We start from the raw sequence: 26654 nt of genomic DNA, 5'->3' as shown, positions 1-26654 counted from the left end.
GTTAGAAACTGACCTCTAGATAATGAGGAAGGGATCCATACGCAATCAAAAAAACCAGTTGCCGATTTTTTTTCGGCGACTGGTTTTTTGATTATGTAACTTTGATACTAAGCGGCTCGGATTCAATCTCAAACTCATAGCCTGTACTATCATGTTTGATTCTGAACTTTGCTTTTGAAACGATAGTGTAGCTTCCGGCTGGTAATATATATTCATTGTTTTTGGGGTAAACATGACCTTCACCGTCATTGCTATATTGCTCCTTTGGCTGTAATGATTTCATAAATCCAATATCGTTAACCATGCGAACTTTATTCCCATCAACTATGAGTGACTCAACACCTTGTGAGACACGATCACCATTACTGTCATAAACATCATAAGTAAACATAGCTGCACCATGTTCAAGTTCCCAAGAACTGTCGGAATGATTAACTAGCTTCCCAGTTAGTAAGATGGACTCCCCCGCTTGTAAATCTGTAGATGTATCAACAATAATGTTGAACATGCCGGCGTCAGGTGTTGTGACGGTACTATTTGAGCATCCAACCAGAGTCATGATGACAACGAATAAGCATACCGATAAATAACGTTTCATACTATTAACCTCCTATTCATAATTCTTCATTCTAAGTTGACGCATTCTCATCATATTATGTTGCTAACACACCAGAAAAAGTGATTTCTACGGTGTTAAGTAACCAATCCCATCATATGTAAAGTTGCGAAAATGTAACTTGTAGCCTATCAACTCAATATAGGTCTAGCATTTCTGAAACAAAGAGCTACCTTTCTGCGTCTATTATTTTGGATGAATAAACATGGAATAAACTCTATTGGACAAAAAGGAAGGAAGTGTGAAGAGGTTATTATGTTGAAAAAAGTGAGTTTTCTGGTAATAATACTATCTATGTTATTTGCAAGTAGTGCTTTTGCGTATAATGTTCAGCTGCAACCATTCAAGGATGAGGAGAACGATTATGCACGAGATCCGATTTATACATTGTCTGCATTAGGAATTATTAATGGTTATGAGGATCGAACATATCGTCCGAATGCTGACCTATCCCGAGAGGCTTTTATTAAGTTACTTGTTATGGCGAGTCAGCTAGAAACAGCAACCGTTGGAACTATTCCTGCGGGGGTAGCCGAGGATCGCTGGTCAGCGAAGTTTATTTCTGTTGCCTTTGAACATAAGTGGATTGATAGTTTACTAGATCAGAAGGGATCATTCAATCCAGCGCAAACGATTACTAGACAAGAGGTTGCAATGCTAGTAGGGAAAGCGTTGCTAGATTCGGAAAAGGAAGAAGTACGTCAGCAATGGCTTGCAACAGATTGGAAGAGGGAGCGGGATGTTCGGGCTTTCAAGGATCAATCTGCAATTGATATGGATATGCAACCATATGTTTACTACGCAGCTAGTCGCGGTATTATGGAAGGCGATCAAGCGGGCTTTAAGCCGAAAGAGTCGTTAATTCGCAAACAGGCTGCAGCCGTTATTTATCGCTTAATTGATAAGCGAGTTTCGGAAGAAAAAGTTGATTTTACAGGTTTTTATGCCATTTCATCCTATGGTGCGATCAATCAGATGAATAAGCTTACCGATGTTATCCTCGGATGGTCTCATTTGGAATATAGTAGCGCTGGAGTTGCAACTTTGAAAACAAATTCAAAGACTAGTAAAACAGTAAATGTCATTCCAAGTGGTTATGTGGAGGCTCTTACTGCTGCCGACTCTGCTCAATTAACGAAGGAACTGATGGTATTTTACGACAATAGCAATTTGAAAGACTTTCTTAAAGATAAAATAGCTAAGACTGCATTTATCGAGTCGTTAGTATCTACTTTAAATGATCCAACTTACTCGTTCACGGGGGTAAGTATAGATTTTGAAGGATTGTTGAAAGAGGACAGTTCCGCTGATTATGTTGCATTTCTGCAAGATTTGAAGAAGCAGTTAGGTGCGTATACATTGTCAGTTGCTGTTCCGCCGATTTATTACTATAAAGGTTATGATTTGAAGGAAATAGGTAAACTTGCGGATACAGTTATTCTGATGGCCCATGACTTTACCGATAGCCAGCTTCCGTCAGCCCCATTGCCGCTTGTGAACGATACGATAGTAACGGCACTTCAAGTGATTCCCAAAGAAAAGCTTGTACTAGGTATTTCGAAGCAGGCTAATCAATGGATTACTTCCAATGGCGTAACCGCATCTCCAGTTATTCCAGCGATTGTAGATGTAGAGAAAAGACTAGCGATGCAAAGCGTCGTTAAGACATGGACGATGCCGTATTTTCTAACGAAAGCTGAATTTGCAGATGAGCGTGGCAGTCATGTAATGTACTATGAGGATACGCAAAGCATTGACAAAAAAATATGGCTTGCTAAGTTTTATGAATTGAAGGGCGTTTCTTTATGGCAAATGGGGAGTTATACTGCAACAGATTGGGAGTTAATTGGTGAGCAATCAAGTAAGGGAAGTTCAAACAGAGGACTTTGATAACGATGATTATGCTATCGAAGCTTAGTCGGCGTCGAATATGAAGCGAACTTGGGAAGTCCGGTACGCATGTACCAATAACGTACATTTGCGTTTCCTCCTCCCTCAAGTAGCGCACCATCTTCTCGGTTCTGAAAGCCCACTGTTTGAACCTTATTGTAAGATGAAGTTCAAAAGTAAACTAATAGAGGGAGAGGTATGCATAATAATTACGCTGCCTCTCCCTTATTCATATTTTCAGCTCAAAGGTAATGAACGGTTGTTAGTACTATTAAATCTCATCCTGATGATTGGTGTTGCCATTTCAAGAGTTTTTTTGATATGCTTAAAAGAAAAACTGCAGATTGAGTATGTGACAAGAATGGATCTTGTATTGCTCCTGCTGACTACATATTAAAAGGAGTGCAAACATGACACAATCATTCCAAGCACTAGTTGTGAACAAGCAAGAGGATCAATTTTCTATAGATATTAAAACACTAACATTTGATGAGTTGCCACAAGGAGAAGTGCTGATTCGCGTTCACTATTCTGGAGTTAATTATAAAGATAGCTTAGCCACTATTCCTAACGGTAACATTGTGAATACTTATCCATTTGTTCCTGGCATTGACCTGGCGGGAGTAGTTGTTTCATCTGAAGATGTTAGATTTCAAGCTGGGGATGAAGTGATCGCCACTAGTTATGCTATCGGTGTTTCACATTTTGGAGGTTACAGTGAATTTGCTCGTATCTCCGCAGATTGGATTGTTCCACTTCCGACCGGTCTTACGCTGAAAGAAGCAATGATTATTGGTACTGCTGGTTTTACTGCAGCATTATCCATTCAACGACTAGAAGATAATAAAGTATCTCCTGAGAATGGTAAAGTACTTGTTACAGGTGCTACAGGTGGTGTTGGAAGCTTTGCCGTCGCTATTTTGTCTAAACTTGGTTACGAGGTTGAAGCTAGTACTGGTAAAGAATCGGAACATGAATATTTGCAAAAAATCGGAGCAAATACAATAGTATCGCGTACAGATGTTTATAATGGAGAAGTGAGAACATTAGACAAACAAAAGTGGGCAGCAGCTATCGATCCAGTTGGAGGCGAGCAGCTTGCAGCACTCCTAAGTAAACTTCAGTATGGAGGAGCCGTAGCTGTTAGTGGATTAACTGGTGGAGTGAGCATACCAACAACCGTACTCCCATTCATACTAAGAGGCATTAATTTACTTGGTATCGACTCTGTATATTGCCCGATGGACACCCGACTTAGTGTGTGGAATCGCTTGGCGACAGACTTCAAATTAGCGAATTTAGAGGAGCTAATTCAGCAGGAGGTCACACTAGAGCAACTTCCGGATATGCTTCCTACCTTACTTAAAGGGCAAGCACGAGGAAGAATTCTTGTAAAACTATGTTAAGTAGGGGTGTCTAGATGATCCAATATCCAGTTTTAGAAGCATCAGCAACCATTGGGATAACCGCACCTTCTTCAGGAGTCAGAGAAGAGCTACATGATATACTTAAACTTTCATGTAGTCGTATGAGTTTGAGAGGATTTAAGGTTAATTGTGGGGAAACGATCTGGACACAAAATAAAGCAAAATCAGCACCAGCTAAAGTTCGAGCAGATGAATTCAATAAAATGATGAGTGATGCTACTATTGACATTATAATGCCACCTTGGGGTGGAGAATTATTAATCGAGATACTAGAACATATTGATTTTGATAATTTTAATTGTAAATGGATTATGGGGTATTCTGATATAAGTGTATTGTTACTTGCTATTACATTGAAAACAGGAATTGCAACTGCTCATGGAACGAGTTTCATTGATCTGAGAGGAGAAGTTCTAGACAAGACGACAGCAAAATGGCAATCTGTCTTATCAACTAGAAGTGGAGAATCAATTTTGCAACATTCATCCTCAAATTATCAAAAGGAATGGAAACAGTTGGATTCTTCCACAGAGGTTTATCAGTTAACAGAACCAACTTATTGGAAAGTCATTTCTGATAACTCAGTTAAATTACAAGGTCGTTTACTTGGTGGATGTATAGATGTGGTAAGGCATTTGATTGGTACTCCGTTCGGTGATGTTCAACATTTTCAAAGCCAGTACATAGAAAATGAACCGATCATATGGTATTTAGAAAACTGTGAGTTGGTAACAACCGATGTACGTAGATCATTAGTTCAAATGAAGTTAGCAGGATGGTTTGATCATTGTACAGGTGTTATGTTCGGCAGAAGTAACGCCAATCAACCATTTGACAATTATACGATCGAAGATGTGTATAAAGAGCTTTCTGATGAATTACAAATACCAATTATTTATGATATTGATTGTGGACATATGCCACCACAAATAACATTGATCAATGGAGCATATGCTGAGATAGAAGTAGAGGGCGGCAGAGGGTCATTAAAGCAATATTTTATGCAGTAATTAATTGAAGTTTGATCTAGCAATACACTAGTTGGAAATAACAAAAACAGCCTTGCTTTGATGAAAAAACAAGGCTGTTTGCTATGATGTGAAATTCGCAATTACTACAATAACCCTAATCCCTTGTAGTAGTTCTCATTATATTTCATACTTGGATGATTCGGATTAATAGCCATAGCAAGTCGATGATGTTCAACTGCCTTTTGCAAATTCCCTAGACGATCATAACATACCGTTAATTGCAGTTGAGGTAACCATGTCGCAGTTGCTGGATTATGGAAGCTCATATCGGATGTATATTGGGAAGTTAAGAGCGCTTGCTCGTACCAGTAAATCGCTTGTTGAAATTTGCTATCATTAACAAAAAGCGCACCAAGCTGGCAGCAGAAGTCCGGGCGAGCTGGAATATATTGCAATGTACGAAGCAGATGAATAATAGCTAGATTACGTTGACCAAGTGCTTCATAACAATGAGCTTTACGTGAGCAAGCGGCAACATTATCTTCAACCCAACCCCCATTATCTTCAAGGAAAGTGTCATACCATTGAATCGCTTCCTCGTATCTTTGATGATCACGCAATTCGTTAGCGAAATAGAATTGATCGCGTGGAGAAAACTGTTCCCTAGCTTCATGTCGTGCCAAATAAATATTCAAGTTACGATCACTAGATTGACGCTCTTTGCGGTGCGTAACGGCAACTTCGGAGCTAAAACTTGCACCTGATACTGCCAAGTACTCATGAACGGCACCGATCCAGCGAAAGTTATTACTTCGTTTTACAAGACGATTGCGACGGTAACTGTATGTTGGGTTACCATTATCGTCAAAAGAAAGATGGTATTTCATCGTTACCGTATCGTAATTGAAATCTGGTGTTTGTTTTAATTGCAGTAGACGTTCTAGATCTGCTGGTTGAATAACATCATCGGCATCAAGCCACATAATATAATTAGAGGTTGCTTGCTCAAAGCTATAATTACGTGCATCTGCAAAGTGATTAATCCATGCAAAATCATATACTTTTGCATCAAAACTAGCGGCAATTTCCTTTGTACGATCTGTTGATCCTGTATCAACGATGATGATTTCATCTACTGCTTGTTGTACGCTAGCAAGACAACGAGCAAGTACATTTTCTTCATTTTTGACAATCATACATAGACTTATTGTAAACACATTCATCCATCCTTTTTTTGATTTTATGAAAAGGGGTAGTCAAAGAGAAATGACTTTGCTATAATGACCAATAGATTGACCAAGTGAATACGCTTTGGGGAGCTAGTAAGCTGGCTGAGAGGGAATGAACCAATTCCGACCCGTGACCTGATCTGGATAATGCCAGCGTAGGAATGAGAGCATACTTTTGCATGAGATGAAGTTATAGTGGAAAACTATACATAATCTATTCTATGCGAAGTAACAGCCGAAATTGACGGCGCCCTTCCTAATTTATAGAAGGGCGTCTTTTTATTTACCTATGTAAATCAGCGTGTTCTTCTTGGACGATCATAATTAGAGAGATGAATGGGAGAGGAAGACATGAAAGTAAATGGATTGAAATGGTTATTAGTTATCGCATTATTGTATGTAGTAACGGCATGTGGCAATGAACAGGTGAAGGAAGGTAATCAAGCTGGGACGACTGGCGCAGGCGACAAAACAGAGACGCTTCGAAAGGTTCAGCTCGTACTTGATTACACACCGAACACGAATCATACCGGGTTATATGTGGCGCGTGATAAAGGCTATTTTGCCCAGCAAGGTCTTGAAGTTGAAATTATTTCTCCAGTACAAGGCGGAGCAGATGCAGCAGTAGGCTCAAACAATGTTGAATTTGGTATTAGTTATCAAGAGAATGTAACGGTAGCAAGAGTAGCGGGTGTTCCTGTTGTGTCATTGGCGGCGATCATTCAACATAATACATCGGGATTTGCATCTAAGAAGGACAAAGGCATTGATTCACCTAATAAATTCGAAGGTATGCGTTATGGCGGTTGGGGTTCCCCAATTGAAACGTCAATCATTGATTCTTTAATGAGAACGGATAATGCAGATTTTGATAAATTAGAAATTGTAAACATGGGTGATAGCGACTTCTTCACAGCAGTTGAGCGCGATGTTGATTTCGCATGGATTTTCTATGCTTGGACAGGTATTGAAGCTGAGCTGCGTGGTGTCGATTTGAATATGGTGTATATGAACGAATACAATGAGAACTTAGATTACTATACGCCAGTTGTTGTAACAGGTGAAAAACTCGTTAAAGAAGATCCTGAGCTAGTTCGTTCATTCCTCGCGGCAGTTGCGAAAGGTTATCAATATAGTATTGACAATCCAGCGGATGCGGCGGAAGTATTAATTGCTGCTGAGCCAGATTTGAATGCGGAGCTTGTAAGAGCGAGTCAACAATGGTTAAGCCCGAAATATCAGGATGATGCACCCCGCTTTGGTGAACAGAAGTTGTCGGTATGGAAAGGCTATGCCGATTGGATGTATAGCAATGAATTGTTAAACGGCGAGCTAGATGCAGAAGCAGCATTTACAAATGAGTTTTTACCACAATAAACCAATACTAAGGGGATATTACAAATGGCTAATGCATTATTAAGTATTCAGATGATTCCGAAAACACATAATGGCGAAAGTGTCATTCCATATGTAGATCAAGCGATTGCAATTATTAAGCAATCTGGTCTACCTTACCGTGTTGCACCAATGGAAACGACAATGGAAGGTGATCTTCCAGAGCTATTGCAAATTGTCCAACGTATGCACGAGGCAATGATTGAAGTTGGTTGTCCAGGCGCTTTATCACAAATCAAAATTTCATATAATCCAATTGCTGGAGCATCGATGGATAGATTGCTGGAGAAATATCCGGATGGCAAATAAGCAATCTCGTTGGAGTAATATATGGCCCCCAGTGGTGACACTTTTATTTATTGGCATCGTCTGGGAGTTAATTGTAAGGATGGAGCTTGTCTATAGTTGGCTTATTCCTTCTCCAATTGGTGTATTTCAAGGTATGATCGCGGATTGGTCACGCTTGATGGAGCATTTTGCTGCTACAACTAAGTTATCGCTTATTGGCTTTGCAGGTGGAGCTATCGCCGGGTTCGTGCTTGCAGCAGTGCTACATTTTCTTCCTATTGTTAGGAAAGGGTTTTATCCGGTATTGATCTTATCACAAACGATTCCTGTCATTGTTATTGCTCCTATTCTTACGATGCTACTTGGATATGGAATGATGCCGAAAATATTTCTTATTATTTTAGTTTGTTTCTTCCCAATATGTATTGCTACACTGGGAGGACTCGCTCAAGCAGATCATCAGCTTAAAAATTATTTGAGTATGATCGGAGCATCGAAATGGCATCTGTTTATTCATTTGGAGCTACCGAGTGCGCTTACTAATTTATTCAGTGGCTTGAGAATTGCTGTTTCGTATAGTGTACTAAGTGCAGTCGTAGCGGAATGGTTATCACCAAAAGTTGGTTTAGGTAGTTACTTGATCTTATCTTCCAGAGGATATATGCCGGATCGAGTGTTCGCTTCGGTGCTCTTAATTGTACTACTAAGCCTTTTCCTATTTTGGATTATCTCCTTTATTGAGTCGCGCTTTGTTCATTGGCGTCCGAAGAAAGGAAGTGAAGGCTAATGCTTGAATTGAACGGGGTTTCTAAGTCATTTACACATAAAAAACAAGACAAACAAATTCTGCAAAACATTAGTCTGCGTGTAGACGAAGGGGAGTTTGTATCTGTTATTGGTCCTTCGGGAAGCGGGAAAACAACGCTATTTCAAATTATTGGTGGGTTAGAGCCAATTAATGAAGGTGAAGTTTGGATCAATGGGCAGCAGACAACGGGGCAGCGCGGTCATGTTGCCTATATGCCACAGCAAGCATCGTTAATGCCATGGTATAGTGTGAAACGTAATATAGCGCTGGCGCTACAGGTAGCAGGTGTTAGTAAACAGCAAGCGCAGACGCAAGCGAATGAATGGCTGCAAAAAGTCGGATTAGCGGAGTATGCGGATGCTTATCCTCATATGCTTTCAGGAGGAATGAGCCAACGTGTCTCGTTTCTACGGGCATTGTTATCACCTCAGACTTTAATGCTACTTGACGAGCCGTTTGGTGCATTGGATGCCTTAACTAGACTACATATGCAGCAATGGTTACTTTCCATCTGGGAAGAAAATCGTCGTTCGGTATTGCTCGTCACGCATAGTATCGAGGAAGCTTTATTGCTGTCAGATCGCATTATAGTGTTGTCAGCTTCGCCTGCTACAATTGTTGATGAAATCATCGTGCCATTTGCCAGACCTAGAGCAAGTGACTTATGGAGTACACCAACTTTTAATGAATTGAAGCAGCGTATTTATGATCAACTTCATACGAACAGCTAGTTAGGCAGTGCGCCCCAATGGTTAGGTTCCACTAACTATTGGGGCGTACTTCCGTTAATATACTGTTTTGTTATATTCGAAAGCAATAGCTTATGCTTTCGATGCTACTTTTTGTTTACAAGAAGTTCTTCGAGATGTTACAAAAAGTTTGGGGAGACGTTACGATGGCTAATGGAAATTTGAAGTATATCGATGCGCATATTCATTTAGAGCAATATAATGAACAACAATGTGAAGCGATCATTGAACGTTCGTTGCAACAATCAGTCAACCATATTGTAGCGGTTTCGATGGATCTCTTCTCATCTAAACGGACGTATGAGCTTATTCAAAAGTATGGTGAGGTTATTTTTCCGGCTTATGGATATCACCCTGAGCAGCCATTGCCAACATTGCAAGAAGAGCAGCAACTGATGAACTGGATGCTGGAATGCCATAATGCGAAGCAACGATTTGCAGTTGGCGAAATCGGCTTACCTTATTATAGTGCGCTTGAAGCGAGGGAGAAGGGAAGGGAATTTGCAACAGAACCTTACATTGCATTTCTTGATCGAATGCTTGCATTTGCCAAAATACTGGATCGTCCGGTAGTATTACATGCTGTATATGAAGATGCGAGCATCACATGTGACCTGCTCGAAAAGCATCAAATCGAAAAGGTTCATTTTCATTGGTTCAAGGGACCGATGGATACAATTAAGAGAATGATTGAGAATGGTTATTATATATCCATCACACCTGATGTATTTGTCGAAGAGGAAATTCGTGAACTTGTTCGCATATACCCATTGGGTCAAATGATGGTAGAGACCGATGGACCATGGCCGTTCGAAGGTCCATTTGCAGGGAAGATGACGGAACCAACGATGGTTATTGATGTCGTTAATGAGATTGCTCGTTTGAAAGGGATTTCTCCGCAGATTGTGGCAGAGGCTGTTTACAACAATACATTACGATTATACCTTTAGAAGCAATCGCTAGAATCAGTAGAAGGAAACGAATATTTGTCCATTGGATAAATAGCCGTTTCCTTCTACTCATTTAAAGCATAAATAATAGAATTACTAGAATTCAAACTATGAGCAAAAAGGGAGTGAATGAGAACTTGAGCGAGTTAACGAGACAACAGTTTTTTGCTGCAATAGCACCTACAATTGTATTGATTCGTCAGCAAGGTTCTCCCATATTACCTTCGGTTAGATTAGCACAAAGCTTATTAGAAACGGGTGGAGTTCTTCACGCCTGGAATAATCTTGGCGGTATTAAAGTAGGTGGTGGAAAGCTAACTCCATATTGGCGCGGAGATGCAGTAACAAAAGGGACATGGGAATTTATCGGCGGTCAAGAAGTGAAGGAGAAAGCTGCATTTCGAGCATATCGCACATTATATCATTATTATAAGGACCAGGATGAGTTGTTCAACAATACAAGGTACGCTAAAGTGCTGGAGGCCAAAACGGCAATAGAACAAGCCGAGCAAATTCGGTTAGCGGGTTATGCAACAGACCCGAACTATTCAGCTAAAATTATGTCGCTTATTACCAAATACAATCTAGGACCATTTGATTCGGCTACGGTCAAATTCAAGCCGCAAAGTGGGTTTGAAAAGGCAAGCCTTGTACCTGTAATGGTCGATCAGCTATTATATTGTGCTGCTTATTTGGAAAGAGGAATTACGTATATCCCTGTTCGTAAAATTGCTGAATTATATGGTGCTAAAGTAGATTGGAAAAGTAAGCAGGTCTACGTCAATGGAGAGCTTGTAGAAACACGGCTAGGCGGCTCAACTAGCTTTGTTAAACCGAGGGATGTTATGAGTCTATTAAAAATCAGATTAGAGTGGGACAACTATGCAAAAGTTCTATTTATCAATTAATTATGTGGAGTTCAAAATTTGTGATGAGGAAAGTGATTTTTTAATGAACTACGAGTACAGACGAGATTATATTCCGCAAACTACTCCACATAACCGAAGACCATCACTTGCATTAGAACCAACGACCATTACGATTCACAACACTGGAAATCCTTCAAGTACGGCGAAAAATGAGCGTGCATGGCTTACAAATACTTCAAATACTCGGGTAGCATCTTTTCATATCGTTATTGACGAGAAAGAAGCAATTGAAGTGTTACCGCTGAATGAGGTAGCATGGCATGCTGGCGATGGCAGTGGTGTGAAAAGTGGAAATCGTACATCCATTGGAATCGAGATCTGTGAAAGTGGTAACTATAGTATCACGCTCAATCATGCCATTGAGCTAGTAGCTAAAATGCTATATGAGCGTAGCTGGGGGATAGATCGCTTACGCCGTCATTATGATTGGAGCGGGAAAAACTGTCCAAGACTTATGAATGCAGATGGTAAATGGTCTGGTTGGACGGCATTTGTTGATAAAGTTAATGAAAAGCTACAATTGTTGAAGCAAGAAAATAGTAGCGAACCACCCAAAGGTACTGATACGGATAACGATGAACATGGAAATGGGTCAGTAGAAAGTGAGGCTCACAAGATGAGTATTGAAGATGCAAATAAAGTAATAAAGTTTTTAAGCGCAGCATATTTCGCTACTGAAAACAAAGAAGCGCGTAGTGAGTTTAATCGATTAGCCAATGAGCTACGTAAAGCTAGTGGTCAAAAACCTGCTAGTAGTTAAGCTAGCAAAATTCGCTAGTTGGATAGATAATAGGCTGTCTTCAGTCATTGAACCAATGATTGAAAGACAGCTTGATCTTTAAATTGGACAGAAAATTTTGAAATTTGGATTGATAGTCTCCAACAAAAAATGCTAATATTAGGGAAAAAGAATGAATAAAAACACGATGGTAGAGGTATTCGAGTAATAGTGACAGTCGTCCCTATTATTTAATATACAATGGCATTTATTTTATCCATGGTTTGTCAATATTTCATGGAAAAATAGAGGAGAGTGAAGAAGATGGCAGTAAGCATGAGAGAAAGACCCAAATTACAAGGTAAGGATTTGGAAAGATTTTTGTTGAATGCGAAGAAAAATGAAAAATTCATGAAAAATCATGCCGCTGAAAAGGTTAAGGAATATAATGAACGCTTTGATGGAGAATTGGTAATGAGATATTACGATCAATAAGTCACTTTCTCGAATGTTGAGAAAGTGACTTATTTTAGTTTACAATTACATTTATCGTATTAAAGCGCCTGATTTCTCAAGAACAGCTGCTTCGGACTTACTAATTATTGATGCAGCATAGTTTAAAATAAAAATAGCGAGGCCCTATAAATAGGGCCTCTATCCAAAAAAATGGGAGAGGAGAAACCGGATGAAGAACTTATGGGGAAACGTAAGCCTTCTCCGCGGTTATCTACGACATCTTAGACGCCGATAATTATATTGTGGACAAGATCATTCGAAAATATACTTGTGATTCAAAAAAAATACGGAAGAGTAATCTTTCATCGATAATCGTTGTATGGTACGATTAATAAGACTTGCATTAGGGAGGGACATACGGTGAGAGTAATTGCTGGTAAAGCAAAGGGAAGAGCATTGCAGGCCGTACCAGGCCAAGGTACTAGACCGACTACCGATAAGGTGAAGGAAGCAATATTCAGTATGATCGGACCATACTTTGACGGAGGTAAAGCGCTTGATTTATTCGCAGGAACTGGCGGACTAGGGATTGAAGCGTGGAGTCGAGGTATTGAACAGGTTATATGTGTTGATAAAGAAAAGGTAAGCGTTGATATTATTCGTAGTAATGTTCAACTAGTTGGTGCCGGTGAAGCGATCGAAATCTATCGTAATGATGCAGCTAGAGCGATGAAGGTACTAGCGAAACGCGACATACAATTCGATCTAATATTTCTCGATCCGCCTTATCGCATCGTTGATATGGATGCATGGATGTTGCAAATGGTGGAGATGGGCTTAGTGGCGGAAGATGCAACGATCGTTGTGGAGCATGATGTCAAAATGCAATATTCACATCAATTGAATGGCTTTGAACAACTACGTACCAATCAGTATGGCGATATCGCTGTAACGATTTATCGACATGTAGCTGCAATGAAAACTACCGAATAATTTATACAATATAATGCTTATGAAGCTACTTTTTGTTGGAAAGTGGAAAATCAAGAAGCTAACAAAAAGTTTTAGGAGTGAAAAGGATGAGCAATACACTACAGCGTCCCGAAAGAGTTGCCGTATATCCCGGAACTTTCGATCCTGTTACATATGGTCACTTAGATATCATTCAACGATCAGCACGTCAATATGATCGTCTAATTGTGGCGGTACTGAATAATTCAAGTAAAAACCCATTATTTACAGTCGATGAACGCAAAGAACTACTAGCTGAAGCGACCAAGGATTTTCCAAATGTCGAGATAGATAGCTTCCGTGATCTGCTCGTTAGATTTATGCGCTTGAAGCAAGCAAGTGTTATCGTACGTGGCATTCGTTCCGTAACTGATTTTGAATATGAGTTACAGCTAGCATCAACGAACTATATGCTTGATGATGGTATCGATACTGTATTTATGATGACTAATCCGAAATACTCGTATCTTAGTTCAAGCATTGTCAAAGAAATTGCCCAATTCCAAGGTGATGTTTCACAATTGGTACCGCCAAAGGTGGAGCAACGATTACGCGAAAAATGCGGCCCACAGCGCCCGTAAATTGTTCAACAACGAATGAATGGTAGCTTCGTTAACAAGATTAGAACAAGTGATCCTTCACATAAAGCTTTCTCCATAACGTAATAACCGTTATGACGATAATGAACAGACTACATATTACGAGACTTTCCTTCCATATAAATGGAAGCTGTTGTGCTTGATAGGATGCAGGGACGTAACTTTCTGCTGAAGTAAAAAATACAGTTTGATATTCGATACGAAGCCACTTGCTAAATACCCAGCTAAGTGGCTTCCATAATATATACGTCATGAAAAAACCGAAGATGGCATGGATGAATCGGTATTTAATGAATGGAAACATATGTAGTGCCTGACCAGCAGTATAGAAACTAACTTGCAAAATGCCGCTAAGTCCACTGAAGGTAAGACAAGCAACGAGCAGCGCGCAGCCGAGTAAGACGGACTGTTGGCTCATCGTCCATGAACTAATGGCGTAACTTCCAATATGTAATTCAAGTATTGCTTGTGACAAAAATGGCAGCTGTAAACGAATCACGTCGAGCAAAGAAGTGGCGAAAGCGGCAATGACAGAAGCGAAAATGATGAAGCCTCCGATCATAAAAAGCTTTTGCACACTTACAGCTACACTATCACCGAGCACTTTTCCTAGTCCGCGCCCATCAAGCTTACGACCAAGCTCCATACTAGCTGCGAAGTTAACTTGAGCATGCTGGTAGTTGTTGACATCAGACTGAGCTTTGGATTTTCGCGTAGCAAGATAACTATGTGCGGTCATCAGAATAAATGCTGAAATCCAGATAGTGCTAATTATAATTAGTCCAATAATTGGTGCGTGGAAAAAGCCAGCACCGATAATTACGGTAACGAAAATGGGATTAGGAAAATGCATATAGCCTAGTAGACGCTGTGCTTGTTGCTTGGATAGTTGGTTATCTTGTAATAGCTTCAATGTAGGTTCTACACCGGCAGGAAATCCACTTAGCAGACTCATAATGAATGGCAGACTTGCTACTCGTGGCATTTTCAATAGTTTTGAAGTGAATGGTGATAATACTGCTTGAATACCGTGAATTAAGCCAAATGCTAATATGATTTCGTATAATATTAAAAATGGTAGTAAACCAGGGAAAACTAATTTCCACCATATATTCAATCCACCAAGTGAAGCTTGTAGTGCAATATGGGGAGATAACACGACGGAGAGTACAATAGTTAATAATAATCCAGCGATAATGAATGTTTTATGCAAGCGAATCCCTCCTTTACAAACATGTGAATGGTTTATTCATCACTTATTTTTACGCGAGAGCTTGTCAGAATAGACCTTTATATGTAAGGAGATGTTATGTTGAAGAAGAACAATTTTGAAATACAATATAAAACGATGGTGAAAACAGCACTTATTACGATTGTAGCGATGGCGATTTTACTATACGCACCTTCACCTTTCGTCGTACTTAAGCCAGGACTTGCCGTTTCATCACATTCATTTGTAACCGTTATAGATGGAAGTAATGATACCAATTCAGCCCCAATGGATTCTTCGTCGGAGTTAGAGCAGCAGAAGCGAGGTACATTTCTGTTGACTGCGGTTTTGATGCAAACACCTAATATATGGGATTCATTGTTATCCGTTTTTCAAGCGAATAGAACTGTAATGTGGAAGTATGAAGTGTTAGGTGGAGAGTCTGCTGGGCAATATGCAAAGCGCGCGATGACAATGATGCAAGGATCGTATGATCAGGCACTAGAAGCAGCTTATCGTTACTTAAATATTGCTTACCACAATGAACCTCAACAACTTTTTGTCAATACAGCATCATCTTTAATAGAATCCAATTCGAGTGATCAGCTCCTATCGGGTGATCGTATCGATGGCATATTTAGTGATGAGGGTATTCTGCCAGTAAAGTCAGTTGAGGATATAGCTGTATGGTTGAATGAACATGAAGAAGCTGCATCGATCGAGTTACAGGTTGAGCGAATATCTGAGTTGCTTCGGATAGTTATAACATTAGATAATAATGGACACAATTGGGATGACGTAACCATTGCTAAGGGGCTAGCTATCGATGGTTTTATGCAAATAAGCAATATTGTTCCTGAAGAGGACAAGTATAAAATAGAGTTTGACTCAAGTTCGATCGGAGGGCCGTCAGCAGGGCTTGTCCTGACGTTGACGATTATCGATCAGCTGACAGACGGTGATCTAACGAAAGGGCGTACAATTGCTGTAACAGGCACAATTGATGCCGAAGGTTATGTTGGCGCAATTGGGGGGATTAAGCAAAAGGTATTCTCCACAGATGAGCAAGGTGCCGAAATTTTTATCGTCCCACAAGGAAACCAAGATGAGGCCAGCGAGAAAGTAAGTAAATTACGAAGTGAGATGGAAATTATCGCAGTTTCAACATTAGAAGAAGCGATGGATGTCATCGCTTCTATAACCGAATAGGTGGCTGTGTGTAATCGAGAAGACTTAGTTCTGGTTGGTCTGGTGATCTTGCAAGCATGTAAGCAGCAGTAGCTGCAATATCCAGTTCAAGATAAGTAGAAGGCTTAGCGACAGCAGCGGGGGAGTGAATGACAGGAACGGTTGCTGTTTGCTTCATCTGCTTGAGTAAGGATTGACCACGCTCCGTAAAACCTAATACACGGATATATTGAATACCGCTTGCAAGCTGATCACGCTGAAAATGCTGCTTCTGGTGTTGCAGTAAGATAGCTAATAACGCTCTTTGTAGCTTAGTTCTCGTGTAACGCTTTGTTTTCAATTGCAAGAGTAACTGCTCTAAAGTATAGTGTGGCAATGAACGTAAACAATATTTAATGCGATGTTGTAATCCTTCTGCAATTTCACGATGAGTCGCTAAGTGATCGCTAGAGCTAACGGCAAGCGTATGGAATAATGGTGTAGCGAAAGACTCCCAGTGCATAGGTGAAATACCTTGTTGTTGCTGCTCTATTAGTAGCTCGTATGTACTGCTTGGCATATATGGCTTAATCATATCCAGCGAGGAATGCTCCAATAATAGTTTGCGAATCGCTGTAGCGCTAGCAATGGCAAGGTCAGTAGGTAGCTCATCATGATATTGTGCTTTTTCACGAATGATTGTATAAGGAGTCATTGAACTTTTCATACGTTCCTTGGCAATCAGATAATGAAGACCTAGTGTATGATTAGGTAAGTCGAAGCGAAATGGCTCATCTTGGTGAGCGTCATCGACAGACGACTGTTGATCATATAACTGATGGAGCGCAGAGCTATAGGCTTGCGGATAACTTAATCCAAGCGTAAGATAGGATTCGAGCTGTTGTTTGAATTGTGGCGATTCTTCTGAGACAAGCTTAGCTGCTTGCAATAGAGGTGTCAGTTGACCACTCTCTGTGCCGAAGCAGAAGCTGTCTACTACTCCTGTAGCTTGTAGTAAAGCGATAGCACCATGTGCAAACCATTCTGCGGATGATGTAGCATAGGCAACAGGTAACTCGATTACGAGGTCACAACCGCCTTCTAATGCCATTTTGGTGCGTGTCCATTTATCGAGTAGTGCAGGTTCACCGCGCTGCAAAAAATGTCCGCTCATCACAGCTACGACAGCGTCACGCTGCGCGATCTGCTTTGATTGTTGTAGGTGATGCAGATGTCCATTATGAAAAGGATTGTATTCAACGATTAGGCCGACTGCATTCATGGCTTAAATTTCCTTTCTAAACGATCTCTTATAATGTTAATATAGCACAATGGTGAACTAGTGGACAAAGTTGACATTCGACAGAAGAAATAGATCGTGATATTCTTGACAAAACATGAGCTAGATGGATATAATAAACTTTGTCTGTTTGGGGTGATATTATGCAGTTTCGTTTGAAAGAATTGTTAGCAAAAGATCAAACTGAGATCGTGAATACACAACTAGATGTAACAGAGCTATTTCGTAATCGTCAGGATGTAATTTCTACTGGCCCTTTACATATTCAATTAACAGTTAAACCGGAAGGTGAAATCGTTATCGTTGAGGGAAATCTTGAAATAGATATGGAATTAGCTTGCTCTCGTTGTCTTGAGTCGACTCATACTCACTCAAGTATTCCATTCGCTGAGCAATTCAAGCCCGTTTCACCTGATGACAAGAACAGTGCAGGTGAAGACGAAGAAAGTGATCTTATTGAGATTGCCACTGAACGATTAGATTTGCAGCCATTTGTGGAGGAGTATTTGCAATTATTTATGCCTTTTGCTCCGTTATGTAAAACCGAATGTCAAGGCTTATGTGCGCAATGTGGTAGTAATCTTAATGAAAATCAATGTACATGTAGTAAAGAGAGAATCGATCCTCGACTAGAGTCGTTGAAAGATTTCTTTAAGGAATAATATTCCTTAAATTTGTGAAGGAGGTGGGAAATATGGCAGTACCTCAACGTAGAACATCTAAGACTCGCCGTGATAAACGTCGTACGCATTTTAAACTAGTTGTTCCAGGTATGGTGAAATGTGAGCAATGTGGAGAGCTAAAACTAGGTCACCACGTATGTAAAGTTTGTGGATATTACAAAACAAAAGAGATTATTTCTCAATAATTTTTTTCCTAATAGCACTTTATCTTCGGATAAGGTGCTATTTTGTTTTTAAAGGATGGTCCAAGAGTTTGGCTGTGAATAAATAGATTGCACTTCGCATAAATCTCAATTATACTATTTTAGTACCAGGTATTAAAATTTGATACTAAAGGTAAAAAGAGTTTTACGTAATGAATCAATATGACAGGAGAGTGGTGCCGACATGGCGAAATTAACAAAACGTGAACGGCATCAACTGCTGACTCAATATATAGTGGATAATCCGTTTGTGACTGATCGTGAATTAACGAAGGTGTTGAAAGTTAGTATTCAGACGATTCGACTTGATCGTTTGGAATTAGGAATTCCGGAATTGCGTGAGCGTATGAAAGAAATGGCTGAACGTTCCCATGATTCAATTCGATCTTTACCACTTGATGAAGTTATTGGCGATATCGTAGATCTGCAGCTTGATCGTAGTGGAATATCTATTTTTGAAATTCGAGAAGAGCATGTATTTTCTCGAACAGGAATTGCTAGGGGACATCACTTATTCGCACAAGCTAATTCATTAGCTGTTGCAGTTATTGATTGTCCAATCGCACTTACTGCTACATCAGACATACGATTTGTTAGACCAGTGAAGCTTGGGGAAAAATGTATAGCGAAGGCTTATGTTCGCTTAAATAATGAAGAACGAAGCAAGTCAAAAGTAGAACTTAACACCTATGTGAGCGATGAATTGGTGTTTCAAGGTACCTTCGTGATCTATCGTTCAGATGTGACAAGCAGCTGAGGAGGAGAATGATTATGAAAATTGCAATTGATGCTATGGGCGGTGATAATGCCCCGAAAGAAATTGTTGCGGGCGCTATTGCAGCAGCACAAGAAAATCAAGATATTGAACTTGTTCTAGTGGGTAATGAGCAAGTTATTAACGCTCTAATTGGTGATCTAAAACTAAGTAATCTGTCAGTTATTCATGCTGATGAAGTCATTGAAGCTGATGACGAACCTGTAAAAGCTGTTCGTCGTAAGAAGAATTCTTCGATGGTTATGGCAGGGAAGCTAGTGAAAGATGGTGAAGCTGATGCGATGCTATCAGCTGGAAATACGGGAGCGTTAATGACAACAGGACTACTTGTTGTAGGTAGAATTGCTGGTATTGAACGTCCTGCCTTAGCACCGCTATTACCGACACTTGATAAAGTTGGAATGCTTGCTCTAGATCTCGGTGCGAATATGGACGCTACTGCTGAGCAGCTTAGGCAATATGCTGTGATGGGCAGCATCTATCGCGAAAAAGTAGAAGGACTGAAAAATCCTCGAATTGGCTTATTGAACATTGGTTCGGAAGAAATGAAGGGGAATGAAGTCACGAAGGCTGCATACTCACTTATTAAAGAGAGCAATCTGAACTTTATTGGTAATGTGGAGTCGAAGGCGATTCTTAATCGCGAATGCGACGTACTTGTATGTGATGGTTTCTCAGGAAATATTATGTTGAAATCGTATGAAGGTGCAGCATCTACCATTTTTGATGAATTGAAAAAGGCATTTAAATTGAATTTCTTAACGAAACTAGCTGCGGCTATTATGTTACCTAAGCTTAAAGGCTTGAAAAAGACACTTGATCCGAATGAATTTGGTGGTGCACCATTGTTAGGTCTTAATGGGTTAGTGCTGAAAATTCATGGATCTTCGGATTCAAGAGCAGTTCAAGCAGCAGTGAAGCAAGCGAAAACAGCAGTAAGCAGTGGACTTATTACATCAATAAAAGCAGAAATCAATAAGGAGTGATCGTAGTTATGAATGCTATTCCAGTAGGTATTCTTGGTACGGGTAAATATGTACCTGAACAAGTATTAACAAATCAGCAATTAGAACAAATGGTCGATACAAATGATGAATGGATTGTAACGCGTACAGGTATTAAAGAACGTCGCATTGCTGCGAGCGACGAGGCTACTTCTGATCTTGCCTTCAAAGCAGCAGAGCAAGCTATTGCTAATGCAGGGCTTACAGTGGACGATATTGATCTAATTATTATTGCAACGGTTACTCCTGATATGTCATTTCCATCAACGGCGTGTCTAGTACAAGCGCGACTCGGTGCGAAATGTCCAGCATTTGACTTATCAGCTGCTTGCTCAGGATTCATTTATAGCTTAGTAACAGGGAATGCATTAATTCAAAGTGGAATGTATCGTCGTATACTTATTGTTGGAGCAGAGACATTGTCTCGCATTACAGATTATACCGATCGCAACACTTGTATTTTATTCGGAGATGGAGCGGGTGCAGTAGTTATCGGCGAAGTTCCGGCGGGTCGTGGCTTCCAATCGTTTGAAATTGGAGCAGATGGCACTGGTGGCGAATTGTTGAAAGTAAGCGCTGGTGGTTCTCGCAACCCAGCATCTGCTGAGACTATTGCGAATAAAGAGCATTCTATCTATATGGCGGGCAATGAAGTGTTTAAGTTTGCAGTTCGTATTATGGGGAATGCAGCTGAAGAAGCGATTGCGAAAGCTGGATTGACGAAGGCTGATATCGATCTACTTGTTCCGCATCAAGCGAACATTCGTATTATTCAATCATCACTTAATCGATTGGAATTGTCAGAAGATAAAGCGATGATCAACTTAGATAAATACGGTAATATGTCTGCAGCGTCGATTCCAGTCGCTTTAGCAGAAGCAGTTGAGCAAGGTAGAGTCAAAGAGGGCGACAAACTTTGTTTGGTTGGGTTTGGTGGGGGGCTCACATGGGGAGCCACTGTAATCGTCTGGTAATAGGGGAGATTCAAAATATCCGACTGTGATAACGATGAGTATGCTAACGTAGCGTAGTCGGCGTCGAATATGAAGCGAATTTGGAAAGTATAGCATAAGCTTCCGATGTATGTTTCTTGCAGAAACATTGTAGGTTCGCGTGTACCAGGAACGTACACTTGCGCTTCCGTCTTTCGAAAATTAGCTCCATCTTCTCGGTTCTGACAGCCGAATATTTTGAATTTTGATTGGAAGAGGTTATTAAAATGTAGGACTGTGATCACGATGTAACGCTGACGTAGCTTAGTCGACGTTAAAGATCACATTCATTGATTAGTATCGTGCTTACGTACATTTCATGTACGTTGTGCTACTCGCTGGATGTCTTCTGCGATATCCTTGGAGCTAATTGGATAAGTAATAAATTGACTGTATATGCTTTCGATGTGACTTTTTGTTGCTAAGAGGCTGATCGAGAAGTTAACAAAAAGTTTTAGGAGGTTATTAGGTGGGCAAAATAGCTTTCGTGTTTCCTGGGCAAGGTGCTCAGGTTGTTGGAATGGGGAAAGATATTTATGAGCATGATGCAGATGCACGCTTGATTTTTGAGCAAGCGGATGCGGCGCTTGGTTTTTCGTTAAGCAACTTAATCTTTGAGGGTCCAGATAGTGACTTGAAACAAACGGTAAATACGCAACCAGCACTGCTAACGGTTAGCACAGCGTTCTTGAAATTAGTTGAGAAAGCAGGATTGAAAGCTGATTATGTTGCAGGGCATAGCCTTGGTGAATATAGCGCTCTTGTAGCTGCTGGCGCAATTAACTTTGAAGATGCTGTACGTACGGTTCGTTCACGTGGTCAATATATGGAACAAGCTGTACCAAGTGGTCAAGGTGCTATGGCAGCGGTGTTAGGTGCGGAACGTGTAGCGCTTCAACGGCTATGTGAAGCTGTTACTGCTGAAGGTCATGCGGTTGAGCTTGCTAACGTTAACTGCCCAGGACAAATTGTTGTATCTGGTTCAGTTGCTGGTGTGAATGAAGTTGTTGCTCGTGGCAAAGAGATTGGCGCGAAACGTGTTATTCCTCTTGAAGTGAGTGGTCCATTCCATTCTTCTTTAATGGGTAATGCAGCAACGATGCTTGCAGCTGAACTTGCTAATGTAGCGATGCAAGACGCGCAAATTCCAGTTATTGCAAATGTAACGGCTGAGCCTGTTGTTGATGCAGTGGAGATTAAATCATTACTTGAACGTCAAGTATGCGCTTCAGTGCTTTGGGAAGATACGGTATTGAAATTAATTGAGCTTGGTGTAGATACATTTGTTGAAATAGGTTCAGGTTCTGTGCTAACAGGTTTAATTAAGAAAATTGATCGTAGTGTTCAAGTGATTACGATTAACAAGTTAGAGGCATTAGAGTCTTTAAGGGGAAGTTCAAAAAGCAGACTTTGATAACGAAGTCATGCATGAAGCAGAGTCGACATCGAATATGAAACGAACTTGGAAAGTGCGGTTCGCGTGTACCAATAACGTACACTTGCGCTTCCACCTTTCACAAGTAGCGTTTCATCTTCTCGGTTCTGAAATCCTACTTTTTGAACGTACACTTTAACAGTTTCTTCGTAGAAAATATGCTTTCGATATACTTTTCATTTCCAAGAAGTGTATCAAGTGGTTGAAATGAAAAGTTTGGATTATGCTTTCGAAGTGACTTTTTGTTACTAAGAAGTCAATCTCGAAGCTACAAAAAGTTGTAGGAGGTATACTATGTTTGCTAGCTTAGAAGGTAAGAAAGCATTAGTTACTGGTGCATCTCGTGGTATTGGCCGTGCAATCGCTATTTCTTTAGCGGAAGCTGGCGCGGATGTTGCGATTAACTACTCAGGTAGCGAAGAGGCTGCAGCACAGACGGCAGAAGCAGTTCGCGCGCTTGGTCGTGAAGCGATTTTGATTAAAGCAAATGTTGGTATTGTTGCTGAATTTGACAATATGGTGAAGCAAGTTGTTGAACAATTTGGTACTATCGATATTTTAGTCAATAATGCAGGCATTACTCGTGATAATCTAATTATGCGCATGAAGGAAGAAGAATTTGATCAAGTCATCGAAACGAATCTAAAAGGCGTGTTCAATGGGATTAAAGCGGTGACTCGTCCAATGATGAAACAACGTTTTGGTCGGATAATTAATATTTCATCTGTAGTTGGTGTGTTAGGTAACCCTGGTCAAGCAAATTATGTTGCGGCGAAAGCTGGTGTTATCGGCTTAACGAAGGCAAGTGCCAAAGAACTAGCGTCTCGTAACATTACAGTTAACTGCATCGCACCAGGATTTATCCAAACAGAAATGACGGATAAATTACCAGAAGAAATGAAGCAAGCATTGGAAGTTCAAATACCACTTGCTAAGCTTGGAAATGTCGAAGATATTGCCAATGCCGTTCGCTTCTTGGCTTCAAACGAAGCTTCGTATATGACGGGCCAGACGATCCACGTAGATGGCGGCATGTACATGTAAGGTAGCTCAAAAAGCGGACGTTGATAACGAAGTGTAGCGTTGTAGCATATTCGGCATCGCATCTGGAGCGAACTTGGAAAGTACGGTTCGCGTGTACCAACCACGTACACTTGCGCTTCCGCCTTTCTCAAGTAACGCTCCACCTGCTCGGTTCTGAACGCCCGCTTTTTGAGCCTCTATTTGAAGTTTCGAGCAATTGACCCGCTTGTGTACTCGTACCGTACACGTTGCTGGGCTTTGTTTCAAAGTTTGGTTTTGAACCTCTATTTGAAGTCTCGAGCAATTGACCGCTTGTGTACTCGTACCGTACACGTTGCTGGGCTTGGTTTCATCGTTTGGCGTGAGAAAATTGTAAGAACTTTTACGGAAAGATAGCATTTTATTATCGGTTTTCGTATAATACGATAAGGAGGTGAATCGGATGTCCGATGTACAAGAACGCGTAACCAACATTATTGTTGATCGCTTAGGTGTAGAGCAAGATAAAGTAGTAGCTGAAGCTTCTTTCAAAGAAGATTTAAATGCTGACTCACTAGATGTAGTTGAACTTATTATGGAGCTTGAAGACGAGTTCAACATTGAAATTTCTGATGAAGATGCTGAAAAAATTTCTACGGTAGGAGATGTATTAAGTTACATACAATCTCATACCTAGGTTTGGACGAGTCCCGTTAATATTAACGGGACTTAACTCCATCTCCCTCACAAATGTGATCTTAACAGACGAAAATGAGAACTGATGACAATCAATTCTTTTTGATATAGATAAAGGTAATTCAATAGTACTAGGGGTGAACAATATGAAACGCAGAGTTGTAGTAACTGGAATGGGTATTTTAACTTCATTAGGTTCCGAAATAGATCAGTTTTGGGGCAACCTGATGGAAGGAAAGTCAGGTGTGTCGTTAGTTGAGCAATTTGATTGCTCGGAATATCCAACGCGTATTGCTGCTGAGGTCAAAGACTTTGATCTTGAAACCTATGGTATAGAAAAGAAAGAAGCTCGTCGTATGGATCGTTTCGTACAATTCGCTGTTGCAGCAACCTTGAAAGCAATTGAAGATTCCGGCTTGAAAATCGGTGAAAATGTCGATGCAGAGCGCATGGGTGTAATTGTCGGTTCTGGTATCGGTGGTCTTGGAACTTTTGAGGATCAGCATAAGATTCTTCTAGAAAAAGGACCAAAGCGTGTTAATCCATTCTTTATTCCGATGATGATTGCCAATATGGCTTCTGGTCAAGTTTCCATGATTACTGGAGCAAAAGGACCTAACTCTACATCAGTGACAGCGTGTGCTTCAGGTACACATTCGATTGGTGATTCGTTCCGACTAATTCAACAAGGCGATGCTGAAGTTATGATCGCTGGTGGAGCAGAAGCAACGATTCGTCCGACTGGTATGGCAGGATTCTGCTCGATGAGAGCAATGTCTACCCGTAACGATGAGCCTGAAAAAGCAAGTCGTCCTTTCGATGTAGATCGTGATGGATTTGTAATGGGCGAAGGATCAGGCATTCTAATTCTTGAATCGCTTGAACATGCAGAGGCACGTGGTGCGAAAATTTATGCTGAAGTGATCGGTTATGGAATGAGTGGAGATGCTCATCATATGACTGAGCCAGATCCATCTGGTGCCTCTCGTTGTATGACGAATGCGGTGAAAGATGCTGGTATTGATCCCTCTGAAGTGGATTATATTAACGCACACGGTACGTCTACTCCAGTTGGTGATATTTCTGAATCAACAGCTGTGAAAATGACATTTGGTGATCACGCTTATAAATTAGCAGTAAGCTCTACGAAGTCAATGACTGGTCATTTACTTGGTGCAGCTGGCGGTGTAGAAGCCGTAATATTAGCCCTAACCCTGCAAAATGGAATAATTATTCCAACAATCAATCTTGATAATCAAGATCCAGCACTTGATCTTGATTATGTGCCTAATACGCCTCGTAAAGCGGATGTTAAGGTCGCATTATCTAACTCATTCGGTTTTGGTGGACATAATGCATCCATCATGATGAGAAAATATGAAGCATGATTTATTTGATGAGCTGCAGCTTAAACTGCAGCTCAATTTTACAAGGGTGAAACTTCTACGCCAAGCATTTACACATACTTCTTATGTGAACGAACACAAGCGCGGCTCAGTCCAGGATAATGAGCGGCTTGAATTTTTGGGTGATGCGGTATTGCAATTACTCGTATCTGAATACTTGTACAAAACGTACACCAAACGACCTGAAGGCGAATTAACGCGTATGCGTGCCTCCGTTGTTTGTGAGCCGTCATTAGCTCATTTTGCAGAACGATTAGATTTTGGTAGATATGTATTGTTGGGACGCGGGGAAGAACAGCTTGGTGGTCGTCAGCGTCAAGCGTTACTAGCTGATCTATTTGAATCATTTGTTGGTTCATTGTATTTGGATGCAGGAATTGAAGTGACAAAGCAATTTCTAGAACAGTATATGTTCCCTTACATTGATTCGAATAATTATGGTTTGCTAATGAAAGATGCAAAATCGAAATTACAAGAGCGTGCACAACATATTGGTCTTGGAGCAATCGATTATCGCATTATCGAAGAACGTGGACCAGCGCATGATCGTGAATTTGTAATCGAAGTTGTACTAGATGATACATGTTATGGTGTAGGTGTTGGGCGTTCTAAGAAAGAGGCCGAACAACGTGCAGCTGCAGAGGCATGGAGTAAACTAGCTGAGCAGGAAATGAGAAACGCGTAAGGCTGGTAACATCTTAGAGCTCGTACATACAAAAAGCATTCCGGTGGACTGGATTGTCCA

The 26654-nt window shown here is 40.6% G+C and carries 31 protein-coding genes and 1 riboswitch; of the genes, 24 read left to right on the top strand and 7 right to left on the bottom strand.

What is annotated here, in order from left to right; translation table 11 throughout:
- Positions 1–91: 91 nt before the first annotated feature.
- A complete protein-coding gene (locus tag AC1TPB_RS19775; RefSeq protein WP_482078108.1) occupies positions 92–598 on the bottom strand; it encodes a hypothetical protein in 507 nt (168 codons plus the stop codon).
- 213 nt (positions 599–811) lie between these two features.
- Between AC1TPB_RS19775 and AC1TPB_RS19770 the strand changes: the two genes are divergently transcribed.
- On the top strand, positions 812–2506 hold the full coding sequence (locus AC1TPB_RS19770; RefSeq protein WP_482078107.1) for a glycosyl hydrolase family 18 protein: 1695 nt from the start codon (positions 812–814) through the stop codon (positions 2504–2506).
- 14 nt (positions 2507–2520) lie between these two features.
- Here AC1TPB_RS19770 and AC1TPB_RS19765 read toward each other — a convergent pair whose 3' ends face one another.
- Positions 2521–2649: a hypothetical protein gene (locus AC1TPB_RS19765; RefSeq protein ID WP_482078106.1), complete on the bottom strand. Its 129-nt coding sequence runs from the start codon at positions 2647–2649 to the stop codon at positions 2521–2523.
- A gap of 267 nt (positions 2650–2916) precedes the next feature.
- Between AC1TPB_RS19765 and AC1TPB_RS19760 the strand changes: the two genes are divergently transcribed.
- Positions 2917–3912 carry an NADPH:quinone oxidoreductase family protein gene (locus tag AC1TPB_RS19760; protein WP_482078105.1) on the top strand — a complete coding sequence of 332 codons (996 nt, stop codon included), beginning with the start codon at positions 2917–2919 and terminating at the stop codon, positions 3910–3912.
- A gap of 14 nt (positions 3913–3926) precedes the next feature.
- Positions 3927–4943 carry a S66 family peptidase gene (locus AC1TPB_RS19755; RefSeq protein ID WP_482078104.1) on the top strand — a complete coding sequence of 339 codons (1017 nt, stop codon included), beginning with the start codon at positions 3927–3929 and terminating at the stop codon, positions 4941–4943.
- Positions 4944–5047: 104 nt separating this feature from the next.
- Here the strand turns inward: AC1TPB_RS19755 and AC1TPB_RS19750 are convergent, their stop codons facing one another.
- On the bottom strand, positions 5048–6127 hold the full coding sequence (locus AC1TPB_RS19750) for a glycosyltransferase family 2 protein (protein WP_482078103.1): 1080 nt from the start codon (positions 6125–6127) through the stop codon (positions 5048–5050).
- A 79-nt stretch (positions 6128–6206) separates the two neighbouring features.
- Positions 6207–6313: riboswitch (TPP riboswitch) on the top strand.
- A gap of 171 nt (positions 6314–6484) precedes the next feature.
- Here AC1TPB_RS19750 and AC1TPB_RS19745 point away from each other — a divergent pair.
- The 10 genes from AC1TPB_RS19745 to coaD all read left to right on the top strand — a co-directional run bounded on the left by AC1TPB_RS19745 (position 6485) and on the right by coaD (position 14018).
- Complete coding sequence (locus AC1TPB_RS19745) at positions 6485–7510, top strand: ABC transporter substrate-binding protein (RefSeq protein WP_482078102.1); 1026 nt, start codon at positions 6485–6487, stop codon at positions 7508–7510.
- Positions 7511–7534: 24 nt separating this feature from the next.
- Positions 7535–7837 (top strand): MTH1187 family thiamine-binding protein, encoded by a 303-nt coding sequence (locus AC1TPB_RS19740; RefSeq protein WP_482078101.1) that lies wholly within the window; start codon positions 7535–7537, stop codon positions 7835–7837.
- Positions 7827–8603 (top strand): ABC transporter permease, encoded by a 777-nt coding sequence (locus tag AC1TPB_RS19735; protein WP_482078100.1) that lies wholly within the window; start codon positions 7827–7829, stop codon positions 8601–8603. Before AC1TPB_RS19740 ends, AC1TPB_RS19735 begins: the two co-directional genes overlap by 11 nt.
- A complete protein-coding gene (locus tag AC1TPB_RS19730; RefSeq protein WP_482078099.1) occupies positions 8603–9355 on the top strand; it encodes an ABC transporter ATP-binding protein in 753 nt (250 codons plus the stop codon). The genes AC1TPB_RS19735 and AC1TPB_RS19730 overlap by 1 nt, the downstream gene beginning before the upstream one ends.
- 134 nt (positions 9356–9489) lie before the next feature.
- Positions 9490–10323 (top strand): TatD family hydrolase, encoded by an 834-nt coding sequence (locus AC1TPB_RS19725; protein ID WP_482078098.1) that lies wholly within the window; start codon positions 9490–9492, stop codon positions 10321–10323.
- Between the two features lie 137 nt (positions 10324–10460).
- Positions 10461–11231: a glucosaminidase domain-containing protein gene (locus tag AC1TPB_RS19720; protein ID WP_482078097.1), complete on the top strand. Its 771-nt coding sequence runs from the start codon at positions 10461–10463 to the stop codon at positions 11229–11231.
- A complete protein-coding gene (locus tag AC1TPB_RS19715) occupies positions 11206–12012 on the top strand; it encodes a peptidoglycan recognition protein family protein (protein ID WP_482078096.1) in 807 nt (268 codons plus the stop codon). Before AC1TPB_RS19720 ends, AC1TPB_RS19715 begins: the two co-directional genes overlap by 26 nt.
- A gap of 282 nt (positions 12013–12294) precedes the next feature.
- Positions 12295–12465: a hypothetical protein gene (locus AC1TPB_RS19710; RefSeq protein ID WP_482078095.1), complete on the top strand. Its 171-nt coding sequence runs from the start codon at positions 12295–12297 to the stop codon at positions 12463–12465.
- Positions 12466–12846: 381 nt separating this feature from the next.
- Positions 12847–13419 carry a 16S rRNA (guanine(966)-N(2))-methyltransferase RsmD gene (rsmD, locus tag AC1TPB_RS19705; RefSeq protein WP_482078094.1) on the top strand — a complete coding sequence of 191 codons (573 nt, stop codon included), beginning with the start codon at positions 12847–12849 and terminating at the stop codon, positions 13417–13419.
- A gap of 86 nt (positions 13420–13505) precedes the next feature.
- Complete coding sequence (gene coaD / locus AC1TPB_RS19700; RefSeq protein ID WP_482061093.1) at positions 13506–14018, top strand: pantetheine-phosphate adenylyltransferase; 513 nt, start codon at positions 13506–13508, stop codon at positions 14016–14018.
- A 40-nt stretch (positions 14019–14058) separates the two neighbouring features.
- Here the strand turns inward: coaD and AC1TPB_RS19695 are convergent, their stop codons facing one another.
- The gene (locus AC1TPB_RS19695) at positions 14059–15249 is read right to left on the bottom strand and encodes a hypothetical protein (protein ID WP_482078093.1); all 1191 of its coding nucleotides are present in this window, start codon (positions 15247–15249) and stop codon (positions 14059–14061) included.
- A 96-nt stretch (positions 15250–15345) separates the two neighbouring features.
- On the opposite strand from AC1TPB_RS19695, the gene AC1TPB_RS19690 reads away from it, so the two are divergent.
- Positions 15346–16455: a S16 family serine protease gene (locus AC1TPB_RS19690; RefSeq protein ID WP_482078092.1), complete on the top strand. Its 1110-nt coding sequence runs from the start codon at positions 15346–15348 to the stop codon at positions 16453–16455.
- Here AC1TPB_RS19690 and AC1TPB_RS19685 read toward each other — a convergent pair.
- Entirely contained in the window at positions 16442–17695 is a 1254-nt protein-coding gene (locus AC1TPB_RS19685) for a nucleotidyltransferase (protein ID WP_482078091.1), read from the bottom strand. The genes AC1TPB_RS19690 and AC1TPB_RS19685 overlap by 14 nt on opposite strands.
- Before the next feature lie 161 nt (positions 17696–17856).
- Between AC1TPB_RS19685 and AC1TPB_RS19680 the strand changes: the two genes are divergently transcribed.
- From AC1TPB_RS19680 to fabD, 6 genes are all read left to right on the top strand, one after another.
- Positions 17857–18375, top strand: a complete 519-nt coding sequence (locus AC1TPB_RS19680; RefSeq protein ID WP_482078090.1) for a YceD family protein — start codon at positions 17857–17859, stop codon at positions 18373–18375.
- A 32-nt stretch (positions 18376–18407) separates the two neighbouring features.
- Complete coding sequence (gene rpmF / locus AC1TPB_RS19675; RefSeq protein ID WP_482061088.1) at positions 18408–18581, top strand: 50S ribosomal protein L32; 174 nt, start codon at positions 18408–18410, stop codon at positions 18579–18581.
- 202 nt (positions 18582–18783) lie between these two features.
- The gene (gene fapR, locus AC1TPB_RS19670) at positions 18784–19356 is read left to right on the top strand and encodes a transcription factor FapR (RefSeq protein WP_482061087.1); all 573 of its coding nucleotides are present in this window, start codon (positions 18784–18786) and stop codon (positions 19354–19356) included.
- Positions 19357–19370: 14 nt separating this feature from the next.
- Positions 19371–20360: a phosphate acyltransferase PlsX gene (gene plsX / locus AC1TPB_RS19665; RefSeq protein WP_482078089.1), complete on the top strand. Its 990-nt coding sequence runs from the start codon at positions 19371–19373 to the stop codon at positions 20358–20360.
- An 8-nt stretch (positions 20361–20368) separates the two neighbouring features.
- Complete coding sequence (locus AC1TPB_RS19660) at positions 20369–21352, top strand: beta-ketoacyl-ACP synthase III (protein ID WP_482061085.1); 984 nt, start codon at positions 20369–20371, stop codon at positions 21350–21352.
- A 487-nt stretch (positions 21353–21839) separates the two neighbouring features.
- A complete protein-coding gene (fabD, locus tag AC1TPB_RS19655; protein WP_482078088.1) occupies positions 21840–22784 on the top strand; it encodes an ACP S-malonyltransferase in 945 nt (314 codons plus the stop codon).
- A gap of 8 nt (positions 22785–22792) precedes the next feature.
- Here the strand turns inward: fabD and AC1TPB_RS19650 are convergent, their stop codons facing one another.
- Positions 22793–22939, bottom strand: a complete 147-nt coding sequence (locus AC1TPB_RS19650; RefSeq protein ID WP_482078087.1) for a hypothetical protein — start codon at positions 22937–22939, stop codon at positions 22793–22795.
- A 160-nt stretch (positions 22940–23099) separates the two neighbouring features.
- Here AC1TPB_RS19650 and fabG point away from each other — a divergent pair, with 160 nt between their 5' ends.
- Positions 23100–23849, top strand: coding sequence for a 3-oxoacyl-[acyl-carrier-protein] reductase (fabG, locus tag AC1TPB_RS19645; RefSeq protein ID WP_482078086.1), 750 nt, complete (start codon positions 23100–23102; stop codon positions 23847–23849).
- A gap of 6 nt (positions 23850–23855) precedes the next feature.
- Here fabG and AC1TPB_RS19640 read toward each other — a convergent pair whose 3' ends face one another.
- On the bottom strand, positions 23856–24095 hold the full coding sequence (locus tag AC1TPB_RS19640) for a hypothetical protein (protein WP_482078085.1): 240 nt from the start codon (positions 24093–24095) through the stop codon (positions 23856–23858).
- Between the two features lie 175 nt (positions 24096–24270).
- Here AC1TPB_RS19640 and AC1TPB_RS19635 point away from each other — a divergent pair, with 175 nt between their 5' ends.
- The 3 genes from AC1TPB_RS19635 to rnc all read left to right on the top strand — a co-directional run bounded on the left by AC1TPB_RS19635 (position 24271) and on the right by rnc (position 26594).
- Entirely contained in the window at positions 24271–24504 is a 234-nt protein-coding gene (locus tag AC1TPB_RS19635) for an acyl carrier protein (protein WP_482061082.1), read from the top strand.
- A 145-nt stretch (positions 24505–24649) separates the two neighbouring features.
- Positions 24650–25891 (top strand): beta-ketoacyl-ACP synthase II, encoded by a 1242-nt coding sequence (gene fabF, locus AC1TPB_RS19630; protein ID WP_482078084.1) that lies wholly within the window; start codon positions 24650–24652, stop codon positions 25889–25891.
- Positions 25881–26594, top strand: a complete 714-nt coding sequence (rnc, locus tag AC1TPB_RS19625) for a ribonuclease III (RefSeq protein ID WP_482061080.1) — start codon at positions 25881–25883, stop codon at positions 26592–26594. The genes fabF and rnc overlap by 11 nt, the downstream gene beginning before the upstream one ends.
- Positions 26595–26654: the final 60 nt, after the last annotated feature.

Source organism: Paenibacillus sp. Y951, from assembly GCF_056786395.1.
Note: the sequence above shows the minus strand (reverse complement) of the source record. Positions and strands in the feature narration are given on the sequence as shown.